General features: G+C 30.9%; 15 protein-coding genes and 3 pseudogenes. 9 read left to right on the plus strand and 9 right to left on the minus strand.

Annotated elements, in window-relative coordinates:
• Positions 1-13 precede the first annotated feature (13 nt).
• The 3 genes and pseudogenes from AT682_RS01245 to AT682_RS01255 all read right to left on the minus strand — a co-directional run bounded on the left by AT682_RS01245 (position 14) and on the right by AT682_RS01255 (position 3204).
• Positions 14-228, minus strand: a pseudogene (locus AT682_RS01245) (hypothetical protein).
• Positions 229-283: 55 nt separating this feature from the next.
• Positions 284-1003 carry a class I SAM-dependent methyltransferase gene (locus tag AT682_RS01250; RefSeq protein WP_002883360.1) on the minus strand — a complete coding sequence of 240 codons (720 nt, stop codon included), beginning with the start codon at positions 1001-1003 and terminating at the stop codon, positions 284-286.
• Between the two features lie 80 nt (positions 1004-1083).
• Positions 1084-3204, minus strand: a complete 2121-nt coding sequence (locus tag AT682_RS01255) for a methyl-accepting chemotaxis protein (protein ID WP_058207848.1) — start codon at positions 3202-3204, stop codon at positions 1084-1086.
• A 182-nt stretch (positions 3205-3386) separates the two neighbouring features.
• Between AT682_RS01255 and zupT the strand changes: the two genes are divergently transcribed.
• Positions 3387-4262 carry a zinc transporter ZupT gene (gene zupT, locus AT682_RS01260; RefSeq protein ID WP_002858653.1) on the plus strand — a complete coding sequence of 292 codons (876 nt, stop codon included), beginning with the start codon at positions 3387-3389 and terminating at the stop codon, positions 4260-4262.
• A gap of 23 nt (positions 4263-4285) precedes the next feature.
• On the opposite strand, the pseudogene AT682_RS01265 reads toward zupT, so the two are convergent.
• The 6 genes and pseudogenes from AT682_RS01265 to ilvE form a co-directional block, all read right to left on the minus strand.
• Positions 4286-6801 (minus strand): annotated as a pseudogene (locus AT682_RS01265) (molybdopterin guanine dinucleotide-containing S/N-oxide reductase).
• A 10-nt stretch (positions 6802-6811) separates the two neighbouring features.
• Positions 6812-7388, minus strand: a pseudogene (locus AT682_RS01270) (cytochrome c3 family protein).
• A gap of 480 nt (positions 7389-7868) precedes the next feature.
• Positions 7869-8378: a DUF2393 family protein gene (locus tag AT682_RS01275; protein WP_002882459.1), complete on the minus strand. Its 510-nt coding sequence runs from the start codon at positions 8376-8378 to the stop codon at positions 7869-7871.
• Entirely contained in the window at positions 8378-8908 is a 531-nt protein-coding gene (locus AT682_RS01280) for a DUF2393 domain-containing protein (protein ID WP_002851753.1), read from the minus strand. The genes AT682_RS01275 and AT682_RS01280 overlap by 1 nt, the downstream gene beginning before the upstream one ends.
• Before the next feature lie 11 nt (positions 8909-8919).
• Entirely contained in the window at positions 8920-10005 is a 1086-nt protein-coding gene (locus tag AT682_RS01285) for a prohibitin family protein (RefSeq protein WP_002882458.1), read from the minus strand.
• A 12-nt stretch (positions 10006-10017) separates the two neighbouring features.
• On the minus strand, positions 10018-10932 hold the full coding sequence (ilvE, locus tag AT682_RS01290; RefSeq protein WP_002882457.1) for a branched-chain-amino-acid transaminase: 915 nt from the start codon (positions 10930-10932) through the stop codon (positions 10018-10020).
• Between the two features lie 175 nt (positions 10933-11107).
• Here ilvE and AT682_RS01295 point away from each other — a divergent pair, with 175 nt between their 5' ends.
• From AT682_RS01295 to mreC, 8 genes are all read left to right on the plus strand, one after another.
• Positions 11108-11314 carry a 4-oxalocrotonate tautomerase family protein gene (locus AT682_RS01295; protein ID WP_002860331.1) on the plus strand — a complete coding sequence of 69 codons (207 nt, stop codon included), beginning with the start codon at positions 11108-11110 and terminating at the stop codon, positions 11312-11314.
• Positions 11311-11766, plus strand: a complete 456-nt coding sequence (bcp, locus tag AT682_RS01300) for a thioredoxin-dependent thiol peroxidase (RefSeq protein ID WP_002882456.1) — start codon at positions 11311-11313, stop codon at positions 11764-11766. The genes AT682_RS01295 and bcp overlap by 4 nt, the downstream gene beginning before the upstream one ends.
• Complete coding sequence (locus AT682_RS01305; protein ID WP_002882455.1) at positions 11766-12857, plus strand: epoxyqueuosine reductase QueH; 1092 nt, start codon at positions 11766-11768, stop codon at positions 12855-12857. The genes bcp and AT682_RS01305 overlap by 1 nt, the downstream gene beginning before the upstream one ends.
• Before the next feature lie 93 nt (positions 12858-12950).
• Positions 12951-13391, plus strand: a complete 441-nt coding sequence (gene fabZ / locus AT682_RS01310) for a 3-hydroxyacyl-ACP dehydratase FabZ (protein WP_002857452.1) — start codon at positions 12951-12953, stop codon at positions 13389-13391.
• Positions 13391-14182 (plus strand): acyl-ACP--UDP-N-acetylglucosamine O-acyltransferase, encoded by a 792-nt coding sequence (gene lpxA / locus AT682_RS01315; RefSeq protein ID WP_002882454.1) that lies wholly within the window; start codon positions 13391-13393, stop codon positions 14180-14182. The genes fabZ and lpxA overlap by 1 nt, the downstream gene beginning before the upstream one ends.
• A complete protein-coding gene (clpX, locus tag AT682_RS01320; RefSeq protein WP_002882453.1) occupies positions 14175-15398 on the plus strand; it encodes an ATP-dependent Clp protease ATP-binding subunit ClpX in 1224 nt (407 codons plus the stop codon). The genes lpxA and clpX overlap by 8 nt, the downstream gene beginning before the upstream one ends.
• A gap of 11 nt (positions 15399-15409) precedes the next feature.
• Positions 15410-16450 carry a rod shape-determining protein gene (gene mreB / locus AT682_RS01325; RefSeq protein ID WP_002851700.1) on the plus strand — a complete coding sequence of 347 codons (1041 nt, stop codon included), beginning with the start codon at positions 15410-15412 and terminating at the stop codon, positions 16448-16450.
• The gene (mreC, locus tag AT682_RS01330; protein WP_002882452.1) at positions 16440-17189 is read left to right on the plus strand and encodes a rod shape-determining protein MreC; all 750 of its coding nucleotides are present in this window, start codon (positions 16440-16442) and stop codon (positions 17187-17189) included. The genes mreB and mreC overlap by 11 nt, the downstream gene beginning before the upstream one ends.
• The last annotated feature ends 101 nt before the right edge of the window (positions 17190-17290 follow it).

Raw genomic sequence — 17290 nt, forward strand, 5'->3', positions numbered from 1 at the left:
GAAAATTTAAGCTTTATTTACAAGAGCATCTCTGATATCTATAACAAGATAGATTACAAAAAAACTTAAAAATAAAGCAATAAAACTGACTATCAGTGATAATAAACCAGCTAAAAATCCGATGCTAAACATCATAAAAAGAGAATAAAGCAAAGCTACAACAAAACTTATCGCTGCAATTGCATCAAGAATCAAGCGTCCAAATTTGATGATTAAATTTTTAACCATTAAAAACTCCTTTGAAATAATGAGTAAAATTGTAATAAATATCAGCTTAATATTTTTATAAGTTATTTATAATTAAAAGTTTTATTTTAGATTCTATAGTTTCAATAATATCATTTTCAACAAAAGAACTTACAATTTCTTTAGAAGTTGTGATTTTGTTCATACTTAAATGCCATAGAGCATTTTCTATAGCCTCTTCTTTTGTTCTTTGGACTTTGCGTGTTTCATCAAAAACAATCTTATGAAAAAATATATTTTTTTCTAGTAAATAATTTTCTAAATCTTTTTTATAAAAACCTTTAAATTCAGTATTAAAATATTTAAAAATCGGATCTAAAAAATCACTTTTTCTATAATCAGCCCAACCAAGATAAATTTTTATTTTGGCTAGATTTAAGAAATTTGTATAATCTTTTTTATTTTGCAAAGCAGGGGACATACTTAAAAATGCAAGATCAAATTTAACATTAGGATTGTTTTGCATCCAAGTTTCAAAGCTCAAATTTTCGCATTTTATATTGTTAAGATTTAGTTTTTTAGCATCTTCTTGTAAAATTTCAAGCATAGTATTTGCACTATCTAGGGCTAAAATTTCTTTAGCTTCTTTAGCTAAGTGTAAAGTCCAAACCCCAGTTCCACATCCTATGTCTATAATACTTTTATTTTGAAAAGAAATATTTAAATTTTTTAAATATTCAAAAGTTTGCTTTTGTATGGTGTTTAAAGTGTTTTGATATCTTGCGTAAGTTTTGGCCTTTTTATCCCATAAATTCATATATTTTCCTTGATAAAATATATAAAATCATAGCATAAATTTTTAAAATTCAAGCCCTTTTTTTGGGCTTGAATGATTAATTAAAACCTCTTCTTCTTAACATCTTCTAAGATATTATTAGCTATATCACTTACTGTACTAGAAATAATAGCTGATTCATTAGCAATTTCAACATTATCTTTAGTAGTTTGATCAATTTGAGCTACACTATCATTGATTTGAGTGATACCTGCAGTTTGTTCTTTAATACTTTCTGCCATATCATTGATAGATTGAACAAGTAAATTAGTATTAGCTTCAATTTCTGATAAAGACTTTTGAGTTCTTTCAGCTAGTTTTCTAACTTCATCAGCCACAACCGCAAAGCCTCTACCATGTTCTCCAGCACGAGCTGCTTCAATAGCTGCATTTAAAGCTAAAAGATTGATTTGATCTGCAATATCACCTATAATACCTGTAACATTTTTAATCTCTTCAGATTGAGCGATAACATCACTAGTTTTAACTGAAACATTTTGCATAGAAGAAGTGATCTCTTCTAAAGCTGCTGCAGTTTCTTCTAAAGAAGCTGCTTGAGAATTTGAAGAAGTAGTTAAGCTTTGAACAGCAGTTTGTAATTTTCCACTTTCATTAGCTAAAGCATTAGCAAAGTCTGAACTTTGTTTTAGCATTTTAATGATTTCTTGTCCTAGTGCATTAGTAGTTACCTCTACAGCTCCATTGGCATCTTTTACTTCAGTGGTAAAGTCAAGAGATTTATAACTATTAAATACTCTTTGAATTTCATTCATATCAGAACCTACTCTAGCTTGTAAAGCATCAAGAAGTCTATTTAGAACATTTTTTAATTCTATTAATTGTGGGTTTCTTGGATTAGCAGTAATTCTTGCTGTTAAATTACCACCTTCTACTACATGAACAGTTTCAACTGATTCTTTAACGGCTTGATTGTCTTGTTCTAAACCTCTTTTAGTAGCAAGAATGTTTTCATTGATAGCATTTGAGATTTGTCCAAATTCATCATTGCTTTTTACTTCTATAGTAGAAACATTTTTTGTTTTATGGTTGATAAAGTCAAAGAAATTTTGCAGGGAATTAACTATAACTGGAAGTTTAGATCCTACTATATTTTTTACACAAAAATACAGAATAATTAAAATAGCAATTAATACAATAATTGCAATACTAATTAGAATAAAATTCAATTCATATAAAGGTGCAAAAATAGATTTTTTAGGTGCTGTTACAACCATGCTCCAATGACTCGAATCTCCTAAGGTACTAAATGAAGCAACTCCTGCATAGCTTAAATTTCCTCTTAAGTCAACATAATTATCAATAATCAAATCTTTATGATTTTTAACAGCATCAATAATTAATTGCGCGGATGCATCTTGATTAATTTCAGGTAAAGTTTTTAAAATAGCATCTTTGTTCTTATGAATAACAATAACACCTTGATCTGTTATTAAAAATCTTAAATCATCTTTATAAAAATCTAACTTCGGATCAAGTATTGTTTCAGATATTTCTAAAAAATCAAAAGTAAATCCAACTATACCGATAAATTTTCCTTCTTTATTAAATAAGGGCATTCCTAAGTTAATACCTAAAAATTCTGTTCCATCATAATTAAGTCTTGATGGAGATCCTAAAAATATAGTATCAAGATCACCATATCTTGCATTTTTTTTAATTTTTTCTATAATAGGTAGTTGTGAAAAATTGCTCGGAGCGTGTATGCTTTTAATACCGCCTGCCTTCCCTGTGGTTTCATCAAAAAAAATCATTGCTACACTTTTGCCATCAGAGTTTTTAAAATTTTTATCTAAAGATTCAACATGAGTTAGTATAGAAGAATCCTGTAAATAAAGAAAAGCATAAGCTGCATAACCGCTACTATCAAATGTATTTCTTAAAAGACTTTCTATTATACCAGCGTCCACTTGATCATTTTTTGAAAATATTTCATTTAATGAAGTGGCCATTGCTTTTGTTAATACAACCTCTTCATTTAAAATACCTTCCATGTAATTGACATATCTTTTTGAAGACAAAAATATTGAATCTTTAGCTTCTTTTTCCATACTTTTAGAAGTATATATAGATACGGTTAAAACAATTACAACTATGCCTAAGACTATTCCTATTGCTACAGATAAAATAAGCTTAGTACTTAAATTTAGAGAACGAAAATTCATATTTTTCCTTTTTGTGAGCTTTTAAATTTTTACAATAAAATTTCAGAGTTGCTATTCTATTTTATAATATTTTAAAATATTCTTAAAAATTTTAATATTTTTTATCTTTTTATCATATGTTAACTTTTTATAAATATTAAGTATTTAAAATATTAAATTTTAATTAGAAGTAAGAATTATTAATGCAATTTACATTTGAACAAATTTTTATAGCAATACTACTGACTCTTTTTGCAGGTTTTTCTACAGCTATAGGTTCTACAATAGCCTTTTTTTCCAGAAAAGATGATTTAAGAGTGCTTTCTTTAGGACTTGGTTTTTCAGCTGGAGTAATGATATATATTTCTTTCATGGAAATTTTACCTACTGCACTTAAAGATTTTAAAAATCACTATGATTCGCATTGGGCTGAGCTCTTGGGACTAGCTTGTTTTTTTGGTGGAATTTTAATATCTTTATTGATTGATAAATTAATCCCCGAAGATGTCAATCCTCACGAGCCTAAAGAGGATTTAAGCGAGTTAAAAATTTGTCCCTTGCCTCAAAAAGGACAAAATCCTCCGAAATTTCATCCTGGAGAAAAGTTGCATCAGATCAATACTAAAGCTTTAAAACGCACAGGGATTTTTACAGCTTTAGCTATTGCTATACATAATTTCCCAGAAGGTTTTGCTACTTTTATTTCAAGTCTTGATAATCTTACTTTAGGAATTGCTATAGCTATAGCTGTGGCTATACACAATATCCCTGAAGGTTTGGCTGTGAGTTTGCCAATTTACCATGCTACAGGAGATAAGAAAAAAGCTTTTATTTATTCAGCTCTTTCGGGTTTAGCAGAGCCTTTGGGTGCTTTTGTTGGAGCTTTGATTTTATTGCCTTTTATAGGCGATCTTACTTTAGCTATAAGTTTTGCTGTGATTGCAGGAATTATGGTTTTTATATCCCTTGATGAGCTTTTGCCCGCTGCAAAAACTTATGATAAGGCTCATGATAGTTTATATGGACTTATCGCAGGAATGGCAATAATGGCTTTAAGTTTAAATTTGCTTGGACAATAGAAAGCCTTGCGGCTTTCTTAAATTTAGTTCGCACCTTTTGGCGCGCTAAAGGCAGTAAGTTTTGGTAGTTCACCTTTAAATTTTTCTATGTTTACGAGCCCTGTGTGAGAGATATTGCCATTGGCAAGTTTTGAAGTTGGTATATCCATAGTTAAAACATTTGCATTTCCACATTTGCAAAGTCCGTTTTCATTAGGATCATACCAAGCACCTTCGCAAAGTCTTACAACCCCTTGCATGATTTCATCACTTACAACCGCCCCTGCTAAAACTTCACCGCGTTTGTTAAACACACGCACTACATCGCCATTTTTTATACCAAGTTTTTTTGCATCTTTGGAATTGATTAAAATCGGCTCTCTATCTTTTATTGCATAAGTATCTCTTAAGCTTGTGTGGCAAAGTTGAGAGTGCAAGCGATCTCTTGGGTGATTTGTAAGTAAGTGGAAAGGTGCTTCTTTGCTTGCATTTCCAAGCCATTCAATAGGCTCAAACCAAGTAGGATGTGCCTTACAATCATCATAATTATAATTTTTAATCGTTTCTGAGTAAATTTCAATGAGTCCTGAATCTGTACCCAGAGCATTTAAGATAGGATCTTCTATAAATTCTGAAAAACGAGTCCATTCTAAACTTTCAGCTGTTGGTTTAAAAGTGATTGGTTCATTTTTAGCCCAAAATTCTTCAAAACTTGGCATAGGAGTGGCAAAAGCTTCGCCAAAACTTTGAGTTTGTTTTAGGGCACTGTTGTAGTATTCTTTGATGAAATCTTTAGCTTTTTTGCCATTTTCTGTGTAGGCATTAAAGACATCTTTTCCATAAATTTTACAAATATCAGAGAAAATTACATAATCATCTTTGCTTTCACCCACAGGCTCAACTGCTCGTTTCATAGGAGCTATATGCATATTTGAATAATCTCCTGTCATGGTAATATCATCTCTTTCATAAGATGAAGTTACAGGCATAACAATATCTGCCATTTTAGCTGTTGGAGTCCAGTAAATTTCATTTACCACAACGGTGCGTGGTTTTCTCCATGCTTTTACATTAGTGTTGGTATCTTGATGGTGCACTAAAGGATTTCCGCCTACCCAGTAAATAAAATCAATATCAGGATAGGTAAGCTTAGAGCCGTTGTGATCTATGGTTTTTCCAGGGTGAAGTAAAGCATCAGCGATTCTTGCTACAGGGAAAGAATAACTCGCTGCATTTTGAAGCCATTCTGCGCCTTCGTTTGAAGTTTCGCTTTTTACTAAACCTTTAAATTTACCATTTTTCCAAATCCCTAAGCTACCTGCTGTCATACCACCAATAACTCCGCCTTTGCAAGTTGGAACACCACCATTGCTGTAATGGTAGCTTAGTCCAAAACCACCTCCTTTTGTGCCGATTTGTCCTAACATCGCACAAAGAGTAACTAACATCCAGTGAGGTTGTTCGCCATGATGTGCTCTTTGCATACCCCAACCACTCATAATCATAGTAGGATTATCATAAAAAGTTTCAGCTAAATTTTTGATAGTTTTTTCATCGATACCGCAAATTTTACTTGCCCATTTGGTATCTTTTTTCACTCCATCTTCTTTGCCTTCTAAATAGTCTTTAAATTTATCAAAGCCTGTGGTGTAAGTGTCTAAAAACTCGTAATCGACTTTTTTCTTAGCGATTAAATGGCTTGCCATACCCATCATTAAAGCTACATCGGTATTTGGCGTGGAGCTATCCATTTGGCATTTAAAAATTTTGCTGTAGCGGTTTTTACAGGATCTATACAAATTATTTTGATTTTACTGTCTTTAAGTTTTTCAAAGTATGCCAAACCTCTTTGTTCGTTTGAAGTCCAAGCTATGCGTAAAGTAGAAAGTGGATCAGCACCCCAAATCACAACATATTTAGAATCACTTAAGATATTTTCCCATGAGGTTTGTTGTTCATAAACTTCAATCAATCCTACAACATAAGGCATAATCACTTGAGAAGCTCCTGTAGAATAGTCCCCTGTAGCTCCTACAAGTCCACCTGTTACATTTAAAAATCTATAAAGCAAGATGCGTGAGTTTTGCATATTTCCACTTGATTTCCAGCCATAACTTCCACCAAAAATTGCACTTGCACCTTTACTATCTCTTGTTTTTTTAAGCTCTTTGGCGATAAGTTTGACTGCTTCATCATAACTTACGCGGACAAATTCATCTTTACCACGAAGTTCAGGTTTAGGATTGTCAGGATTTTCAAGGTAGGATTTACGCACATAAGGGTATTTCACACGAGATTTATAAACCATATCAGCAGTGTAGTGCTGTAAAGGATTATCCATTTTTGTAACTTTTTCCCAAGGTTCACTTTTTACTATCTTGCCATCTTTGTATAGTGAGTTTTAAAATCCCCAGTGTGCTGCGGTGATCACTTCTCCATTTTTTACAAGTCCAAGACTAACTTTTGAAGCTTCTACAGTTTTTCCTGCACTTAAGCTTGGGATGAGAGGTAAAGCACTTAAGCTCGCTCCAATTTTTAAAAATTTTCTTCTATCTAGCATGCTTTTCTCCTTATTTTGTTTTAAAATCTTTTGCGTTTTTTTGTAAGTATTCTATAACTAGCCATCTGTCTTTTTTATCAATACCTGTTCTATCAGCCATAGAACGGAAAATTGCAGGCCAAGCGTTAGCTGTAAATTCTTTTTCTTTGTGGATAGCGTGGCAAATTTCGCAGTTATTTACAAAAAGCTCTTTGGCTCGATTTAACATTTCTTTATTGTCTTTGACAAATTCTTTTTTATCTGCCAAAATTTAAAGGCTTACCTTATCCCATTTGCCATTTTTTCCAGTTATTCTTTGAGAGAAATTTAATTTTGTATTTTTAGAAAAAGCTGCAACAATAATTCTTTGAGAGTCATTGAAATAAATCACAGAAGGTGCTTTAGGATTTACATAACCATCAATTTTTAGCAAAACCCTGTTATTTTCGCTTTTTAACACTTCAAAAGGATTTGTAGGTAAAAGTCTTCCTATGACTTTAGTATCATCTTTATTAAGATAAAGCGATACAACTTCATCGGTATAGGCGGTATTTTTTGCCCATAAACAATGTCGCTAGGACAACAAAAGAAATGAAAATTTTTTTCATCACTAATTCCTTAATATAAATTTGATGTAAATGTATTTTAATACTATGCAATTTAATTATTACTTAATTGTATAATTTTTACTAAGATTACTTATTTTTAGTGCTTTAATATTATTCTTTATTGATATAATAAATTTGAGTTAATTATATTTTACTTATTGTTTTTTAGAAAAGATAAAACTTCAATTATAAAAAAAGTTTGTTTTGAGCTCAGATTAATACTTCTGAGCCCATTTTGATCTCGTTGAGTTTTAAGGTATAAGCTTTTTATAGCTTTATTTTCCCTCTCATTTTTAACTCTCATTTAGCAAAGTGCTTTTATATTTAAAGATTGATTGACTCCTTATCTTGTATATTAATAAATATTATATTAATAAAATTTAAATTATTATTAATATTTATATAATTTATAGCGAAATTATTGTTTTGTTATGTGAATAATTAATGTATTTTAGAATTTTTACTAATTGATTTCTTAAATCAAATACATTTTAAAGTGTGATAAAATTCAGGATTATTAAAACTTGGAGGAAAAGGAACACTGGCTCTAAATTCTTTATAGGTATTACCTGGGAGTGTGTCTATGATTTCTATAGTATAAGAAACACTTGTATTTTGCATTTTAGCGTTACGGACATTTTTATCATTGAAAATTTCTCCTCCTACTTGTTTTTGGTTTAATATGCTAAGTATCAAATAGCATTTTTTGATTTCAAATTTAGTAAGATTTTGAACTTTTCCACTTACTATAACGCTTTCATGTCTTAGATCTCTTGTGTAGGTTAGTTTGCTAAGATCGGCTTGAGTGGTGAATTGATTGATTGTCAGAAAAATAGAATATATCAAAAGTGCGGTAAAAATAGTAGCTATGGTATAAGAAATCAAAGCCATTTCTTTCTGTTTGACTTTTAGAAAGATTAAAATACAAATCAAGGCAAAGCAAATAAGTAAAATGATAAAAGCTATAATATGAAAAATCGTAAAATGCATTAAAAACACTCCGAAACTAAGCGTATGGTATAGTTATTTTCATAGTTAAAATTTTCAAAAGCAATTCTTTGAACTTGGGTTGCGTTTTTCTTTAGATCTTTAATTTCTCTACTTTTTTGTCTAAAAGGGATAAATTTCTTTTTATATTCTTCTATGATATTATCATTAGGTATTTTATCTGCAAAAATTTTAGCTGTAATTTTACATTCTTTAAAATTATTTTTTGAATTATTTGTAATGTTAAAATCAACAATTAAATCATTTGAGCTTTGTATCATTTTTTGATCTGTAATAGCGGTTTTTCGAGTTCTTACTTCATTGTCTATTAGTTTATACCCATAGATATAAACTAAAAAACAAATAATAATGTCAAACGCGATAATAAAAAGTGCCGCTATAGGTCTATGGCGTAAAAATACACAAAGAAGTAAAACACAAGTGAAGAGAAAAAAAACTAGTAAAATCAGCATATAATCTACTAAATATAAATGAGTAGTGTAAAAAAGCACGATTTCTCTTAGTTTCTCCACTTGTATATCCTTTAGTTCATGTTGGCAGAACTTTGCTTTTTAGCATCTTTAGTATCAACCCAAATGTTTGGCACTGCTCCACCTGGAGTTAAGAAAATTTTAGCATCTTGATTGACTTTTAAAGCTTCATTAAATTCTTTTTGAGTTTCAATTTGTTTTAAATTTAGCAAAGGAGTGTTTAGGCTGTTTGCGATTTCTTTGTTAGAATAAGCTTGTGCATCTGCTTCTATCTTAACAGCCATAGCTTTACCTTTGGCACTGATTATGGTTGCATTTGCTTCCCCTTCAGCTAAGGCAGCTTTTTTTAAGGCTTCTTGATTAGCTCTTTCTACTTCATATTTAGTTCTTTCAGCCTCTTGTTTTGCAATTTGCACGCGTTCGATTTGTTCTTTTACTTTTGAAGGTAAAATAATTTCTCTAAGTTGTACAGCGCGAAGTTCTACAGGTTCATTTGGTTGAGCTTCTATGGTTTTTCTTATACCTTCTTCTATTTGAGTGGCTATTGTATTACGATTAGTAGGAAGTTCTTCGGCTGTGTATTTTCCTACAACACTTCGCACTACATCACGAACAACTGGATCGATAATTTTATTTTCCCAATTTAAGCTCCAAGTAGCTATGGTTTGAGGAACTTGCAAAGGATTTAAACGGTATTGCACTGTAACATCAATAGATACAGGCAATCCACGAGAGTCAAGCACAGAAATGCTATTTTTATTAATAACACCTGAACCTAAAGATAAATTTTCATTACTTCCTTCTATAGAAGCATAGTTGATTTGTCTTACTCTAGTATCGATTATGGTTATTTTTTGTACAAAAGGTAAGAAAAAGTGAAGTCCTGGTTCTAATGGATTTGGGTCATATTTACCTGTTGTTGATTTAATCCCCATTTCCCCAGAATTTATAACCATAAAAGGTTTTGCAACGATTAAAAATAAAACAATAATAATCACCCCATAAACAAACGGAGAGAATTTACCAAAACCTTTAAAATTAAATTCTGGTGCTTTGAAATTGAAATTTTGACGGTTGTTTCCATTATTGTTAGAATTTCCATTTTTTTTGTTGAAATAATCATTCAAATCAGCTGGCATTTATTTCCTTTTTTAAATATAAGTTAGCATAGATGCGTATTTTTCATTGCGTCCATAAACTACATCAAAATAAGCATCTTGAAGTTTTTTAGTTACAGATCCTCTTAAACCATTTCCTATTATTCTTGCATCAATATTGTTAATAGGTGTGATTTCAGCGGCTGTTCCGGTAAAAAATGCTTCATCAGCAGTATAAACTTCATCTCTTGAAATTCTTTGGCGAAGCACGGTGATACCAAGATCATGAGCGATTTTAAGCACTGTATCTTGAGTAATGCTTTTTAAAGAAAAATCATTCGGAGGTGTGATTAAAACCCCATCTTTTACAATAAAGAAACATTCTCCTGTTCCTTCTGCGATAAAACCTTCTTCATCAAGCATTAAAGCTTCTTCATAGCCTGCTTCAATAGCTTCAAATTTTGCAATTTGAGAGTTAAGGTAATTTGCGCTTGCTTTAGCTTTTCCCATGCATGATTTAACACTATTTCTTGCAAAAGACGAAATTTTTACTTTTATGCCTTTTTCTAAACCTTCTTCTCCAAGGTAAGCACCCCATTCCCAAGCTGCAATTCCAACTCTTACAGGAGCTTTTATATGATAAAGTCCCATAACTCCATCTCCTAAGAAAATCAAAGGGCGGATATAGACATTGCTTTTAAAATTGTTTGCTTTTAAGAGTTCAATTTGTGCATTTTCAAGCTCTTTTTGAGAAAAAGGACATTTTAAAAGAGTAATTTTTGCAGACTCTAAAAGTCTTTTGGTGTGATCTTCAAGTCTGAAAATTGCTAAGCCTTTATCTGTTTTATAGGCTCTAGTTCCTTCAAAAACAGCATTACCATAATGCAAAGAATGGGTTAAAAAGTGCAAAGTTGCATCTTTAAAATCAACTAATTTTCCATCCATCCAAATTTTATCTGCTGAGATCATTTTTTTACCTTTTATAGTTGTTTATTTCTTAAAAAATATTATTTTAAGAATAAATCGGGATTTTATCAAAAATATACTAACAATAAGCTTTTATTAAATTAAGGTTTTTTGTTAAAAAAATATTAGGTATTTTTTGAAATAATTATGAAAAATTATCGTTAAAAAAGGAGAAATTATGCCATTGGTAAATATTAAATTAGCAAAGCCGTCTTTAAGCAAGGAGCAAAAAGCAGAACTTATAGCTGATATTACCAAACTTTTAAGCACGAAATATAATAAAAGTAAAGAAAGAGTTGTGGTGGTTTTAGAAGATGTAGAAAATTATGACATAGGCTTTGGCGGAGAAAGCGTTGAAGCTATTAAAGCAAAGGCAAGTAAATGAGTTTAAACATAGGAGATAAAGCGCCTCAGTTTGAGCTTTTAAATCAAGATGGGGTAAAAATAGCATTAAAAGATTTTATTGGCAAAAAGGTGATTTTGTATTTTTATCCAAAAGATAATACCCCAGGTTGCACTACAGAGGCTTGTGATTTTAGTTTAAATTATGATAAATTTGGTGGTAAAAATGCAGTGATTATTGGTATCAGTCCTGATAGCGTGGCAAGTCATGAAAAATTTATCTCTAAATTTGATTTAAAACATATTTTACTTAGCGATAGTGAAAAAGAAGTTGCTAAAGCTTATGGAGCTTGGGGGCTTAAAAAAAATTACGGAAAAGAATACGAAGGTCTTATTCGCTCTACTTTTGTTATCGATGAAACAGGTAAAATTGCTCAAATTTATAGTAATGTTCGTGTAAAAGATCATGTTTTAAAAGTGCTTGAAAGTCTTTAATGCTAGTACATATTTGTTGTAGCGTAGATAGTCATTATTTTATTGAAGAACTTAGAAAAACTTATCCTAATGAAAAAATCATAGGATATTTTTATGATCCAAATATCCATCCTTTAAGCGAATACGAACTAAGATTTTTAGATGTAAAAAGATCTTGTGATAAACTTGGCATCAAGCTTTATAAAGGTGAGTATGAGTATGAAAAATGGCTTAATGCTGTGCGTGGTTATGAAGATGAGCCTGAAAAAGGTGCAAGGTGTGAAATTTGCTTTGATGTAAGAATGGGATCTAGTGTTAAATTTGCTGCTAAAATAGGAGAAAAAAAGCTTACTACTACGCTTTTAACCAGCCCTAAAAAAGATTTAGAACAGTTAAAAAATGCTTTACAAAAAGAATGTGAGCCTTATGGGGTAGAGTTTTTAGCTCCTGATTTTCGTAAAAATGGCGGCACTCAAAGGCAGTTTGCTTTAGCAAAAAAAGAAATGCTCTATCATCAAAATTATTGTGGTTGTATTTATGGACTTAAAAAACAAAAACAAGATAAGAATTTTATTGATGAATTAATGTCTCCTGTAAATAAGCAAATTTTACCTGCAAGTATAGAAGCAAGAATAGCTCTTTATAAAAAAGTAGTTTTATGGGAAAAAAAAGGTATAAAATTTGAAATTTTAAGAGAGAAATTTTTAAATTATCGTCTTTTAAGTGCTTCGATAAAATTAGATAAAAAGCCTGTTAAATCTCATATTTTATTTTATTCGCATTTTAAAAACGCTTATACAAGATTTTCTTTAAATGAAGAAAGCTTAAAACAGAATTTAAAAGAAGGTTTTTATAGAAGTACTAAAGATGAAATGGTTTTTGTGGAATTTTGGCGTTTTAATACATTTTTTAAAAACAAATGGAAAAATTTTGAAGATTTTTTAAAAAGACCTTTGAGTGTGCAAGCAGAAATTAAATGGCGCAATAAATTGTTTGGAACTTATAATCTTAGCCCTATTATCATCCTTGAAAATATTTTACCTTCAAGATATGAAGTGATAGCAAAAAGTGAAATTTATCATGATAATCAAGAGGTGCTTGTAAAAATTTAAGAAATTTATTAAGAAAAACTTTTTTGTTAATATAATTTTTAATGATTTTTTTATATAATAAAATTTTTAATTGTTTTCAAGGTTAATTTAATAATGATAGATGTAATGCAAATTCAAGAAATCTTACCACACCGTTATCCTTTTTTACTAGTAGATAAAATTACAGAATTAAAAGTTAAAGAAGTGGTGCTAGGATATAAAAACATCAGTATAAGTGACCATGTTTTTATGGGACATTTTCCAGGGCATCCTATTTATCCTGGAGTTTTGATTTTAGAAGGTATGGCTCAAACAGGTGGAGTTTTAGCTTTTGAAAGTATGGAAGATAAAGTGGATCCAAAAAGTAAAGTAGTTTATTTCACAGGTATAGATGGAGCAAAATTTAGAAATCCTGTGCGTCCTGGAGATAGGCTTGATTATGAAATGAGCGTGGTTAAAAATCGTGGTAATATGTGGATTTTTAAAGGGCAAGCTTTTGTAGATGGAAATTTAGTTGCAGAGGCCGAGCTTAAAGCTATGATAGTGGATAAATAATGAAAAAAATTCATCCAAGTGCGGTGATTGAAGAGGGTGCACAACTTGGTGACGATGTTGTAATAGAAGCTTATGCCTATGTAAGCAAAGATGCTAAAATAGGTAATGATGTTGTCATCAAACAAGGTGCTCGAATTCTTTCAGATACAACTATAGGTGATCATTCTCGTGTATTTTCTTATGCTATAGTAGGCGATATTCCTCAGGACATATCTTATAAAGAAGAGCAAAAAAGCGGTGTTGTTATAGGAAAAAATGCAACTATTAGAGAATTTGCAACGATAAATTCAGGTACAGCTAAAGGAGATGGTTTTACTCGTATAGGCGATAATGCTTTTATTATGGCTTATTGTCATATTGCTCATGATTGTTTTTTGGGTAATAATATTATTTTAGCTAACAATGCAACTTTAGCAGGACATGTAGAGCTTGGAGATTTTACGGTTGTAGGCGGGCTTACACCTATTCATCAATTTGTCAAAGTAGGTGAGGGTTGTATGATAGCAGGAGCAAGTGCACTTTCTCAGGATATAGTACCGTTTTGTTTAGCAGAAGGAAATCGTGCAAGTATTAGAAGTTTAAATTTAGTAGGTATTCGTCGTCGTTTTGATAAAGATGAAGTAGATAGACTTAGCAGAGCTTTTAAAACTTTATTTAGACAAGGAGATTTAAAAGAAAATGCTAAAAATTTGCTTGAAAATCAAGAAAGTGAAAATGTTAAAAAAATGTGCCATTTTATATTAGAAACAAAGCGCGGAATTCCTGTCTATAGGGGTAAAAATAATGCCTAGAAAATGTAGTTTTTGCAATGAAGTGGAGAATCCACAAAGAAGAATTTTAGCAAATGAAAATGATGATGCTTTTATTTGTGAATATTGCGTTGAAGGTGCTTATAGTATTATTTATGGAGAAGAAAAAGAATTTAAAGAACCTAAACAAAGTCATAATACAGAATTTAAAGATATCACTCCAAAAGAATTAAAAGCTTATTTAGATCGTTATGTCATAGGACAAGATAGAGCTAAAAAAGTTTTTAGTGTTGGAGTATACAATCATTATAAAAGACTTTTTAAAGCCGAACTTCAAGATGATGATACAGAGCTTTTTAAGTCAAATATTTTACTTGTTGGGCCAACAGGAAGTGGAAAAACTTTATTGGCACAAACTTTAGCTAAATTTTTAGATGTACCTATAGCAATTTGTGATGCAACTTCTTTAACTGAAGCAGGATATGTAGGTGAGGATGTGGAAAATATTTTAACACGACTTTTACAAGCTGCAGATGGAGATGTGCAAAGAGCTCAAAAAGGTATAGTTTTTATTGATGAGATTGATAAAATTGCTAGAATGAGTGAAAATCGTTCTATTACTCGTGATGTAAGTGGAGAGGGTGTGCAACAAGCTTTACTTAAGATTATCGAAGGAAGTTTGGTAAATATTCCACCAAAAGGGGGAAGAAAACATCCAAATCAAGAGTTTATACAAATTGACACTTCAAATATTTTATTTGTTTGTGGTGGAGCTTTTGATGGTTTGGAAACTATCTTAAAAAGAAAACTTGGCGATAAAGTTGTGGGCTTTTTTGATGATGCAAAAGAAGAAAATAAAGCTTTACTTGAGAAAATTGAACCCGATGATTTGGTGCATTTTGGTTTGATTCCCGAGCTTATAGGTCGTTTGCATGTGATTGCATCTTTAAATGAGCTTAATGAAGAAGATATGGTAAGAATTTTAACTGAGCCTAAAAATGCCATTATTAAGCAATATCAAAAGCTTTTTGCTATTGATGGGGTAAATTTAAAATTTGAAGAAGATGCTCTAAGAGCTATCGCACAACTTGCATTGGAGAGAAAAACAGGGGCTAGGGGGCTTAGAAGTATTATAGAAGAAATGATGATAGATTTAATGTTTGAGTTACCAGAGTATAAAAACTATGATATTGTAATAACCAAAGAAGTTGTTAAAGACAATGCAAAGGCATTATTAATAAAAAGAAAAATAAGTTAAAAAGGATAGAAATGATATTAGATCAACTTATAGGATTTTTTTCTAGTGATATGGGGATTGATTTAGGAACAGCTAATACGCTAGTTTTGGTAAAAGATAAGGGTATAGTGATAAATGAGCCTTCTGTTGTGGCAGTTGAAAGAGAAAGGTATGGTTCCAAAGCAAAAATTTTAGCCGTAGGTAAAGAAGCTAAAGATATGGTGGGAAAAACTCCAGGCAATATCGAAGCTATTCGTCCTATGAAAGATGGCGTGATTGCAGATTTTGATATGACTGAAAAAATGATCCGCTATTTTATAGAAAAAACACACCGTAGAAAAAGTTTTTTACGCCCTAGAATTATCATTTCTGTTCCTTATGGTTTAACTCAAGTAGAAAGAAAAGCGGTAAGAGAAAGTGCTTTAAGTGCAGGTGCAAGAGAGGTATTTTTGATTGAAGAGCCTATGGCAGCAGCTATTGGTGCAAGTTTACCTATACAAGAGCCTAAAGGAAATTTGGTAGTAGATATAGGGGGTGGAACTACTGAGATTGGAGTGATTTCTTTGGGTGGACTTGTGATTTCGAAGTCTATTCGTACGGCTGGAGATAAGCTTGATATGAGTATAGTTAATTATGTAAAAGAAAAATACAATCTTATCATAGGTGAAAGAACAGGCGAAGAGATCAAAATCACTATAGGTTCAGCAATACAACTTCCAAAAGAGCTTTCTATGGTGGTAAAAGGACGCGATCAAGTAAGTGGACTTTTAAGTCGTATTGAACTTACAAGCGAAGATGTAAGAGAAGCAATGCGTGAGTATTTAAAAGAAATTGCTGATGCTTTAAAAATGGTTCTTGAAATGATGCCGCCTGATTTAGCAAGTGATATAGTAGAAAACGGTGTAGTTTTAACAGGTGGTGGAGCATTGATTCGTGGTCTTGATAAATACTTAAGTGAAATTGTACGTTTGCCAGTTTATATCGCAGATGAACCGCTTTTAGCTGTAGCAAAAGGAACAGGTAAAGCTTTAGAGGAAATTTCATTATTGCAACAATTAACCAATGAAGAATAAGATTTTTTATGTTCTTGTCTTAGCCTTTTTGGTTTTTATATCTTTTTATTATGGAGGACTTATCAAGCAAAATGTTCTCCGTGTTAATGACTTTGTTATAGGTATTTTTTATAATATTAAAGATTATTTGGGAGAAAAAATTTCAGAACACTTTAATCAAGCAAATCAAATTCAGCAATTAAAAGCTAGAAATAAAGAATTAGAAGATATTGCTGTAAAGGTAACTAGTTTTGCAAATCAATTAAATCGTATTTTAGAGGATCAAAATTCTACAAAATATTTACCTCAAGTTTCTTTAACTAGAGTTATTTCTTATGTTCAATTGAATGATTATAAAAAATTATGGTTAGATTGGAGCAAAATTCCCGTTGGTAAAAATCGTGGTTTAATATATCAAGGATATACTGCAGGTATAGCTATTAATAAAAATGGTAGAGCAATGGCTCTTTTACAAGGTGATGATCAGTGTGTTTTTTCTGTTTATATAGGAAAATCCAAAGCTCCAGGTTTAATCCAAGGTGAAGATGGCAGGATTGTGGTTAAATTTATTCCAAAATGGGCAAAAATTAATATCGGAGATGAAATTTTAACAAGTGGACTTGATAATATTTTCTTTTCAGATATACCTGTTGGGATTGTGAATAGAATTGATGATGAAGATATGTATCAAAGTGTAGAAGTAAAGCCTTATGTTAAGATTAGTATTCCTGCTTATTTATATGTAGTAGATAATTTATAAGTCAGGGATTGGACTTTTTAAAAATTTTGTTAAATTATCAAATAAATTTTTATAATTGAATGAGAATTTTATAAAAAATCTTAAATTTCTTTATGTGTTAT

Source organism: Campylobacter jejuni (assembly GCF_001457695.1).
Classification (GTDB): domain Bacteria; phylum Campylobacterota; class Campylobacteria; order Campylobacterales; family Campylobacteraceae; genus Campylobacter_D; species Campylobacter_D jejuni.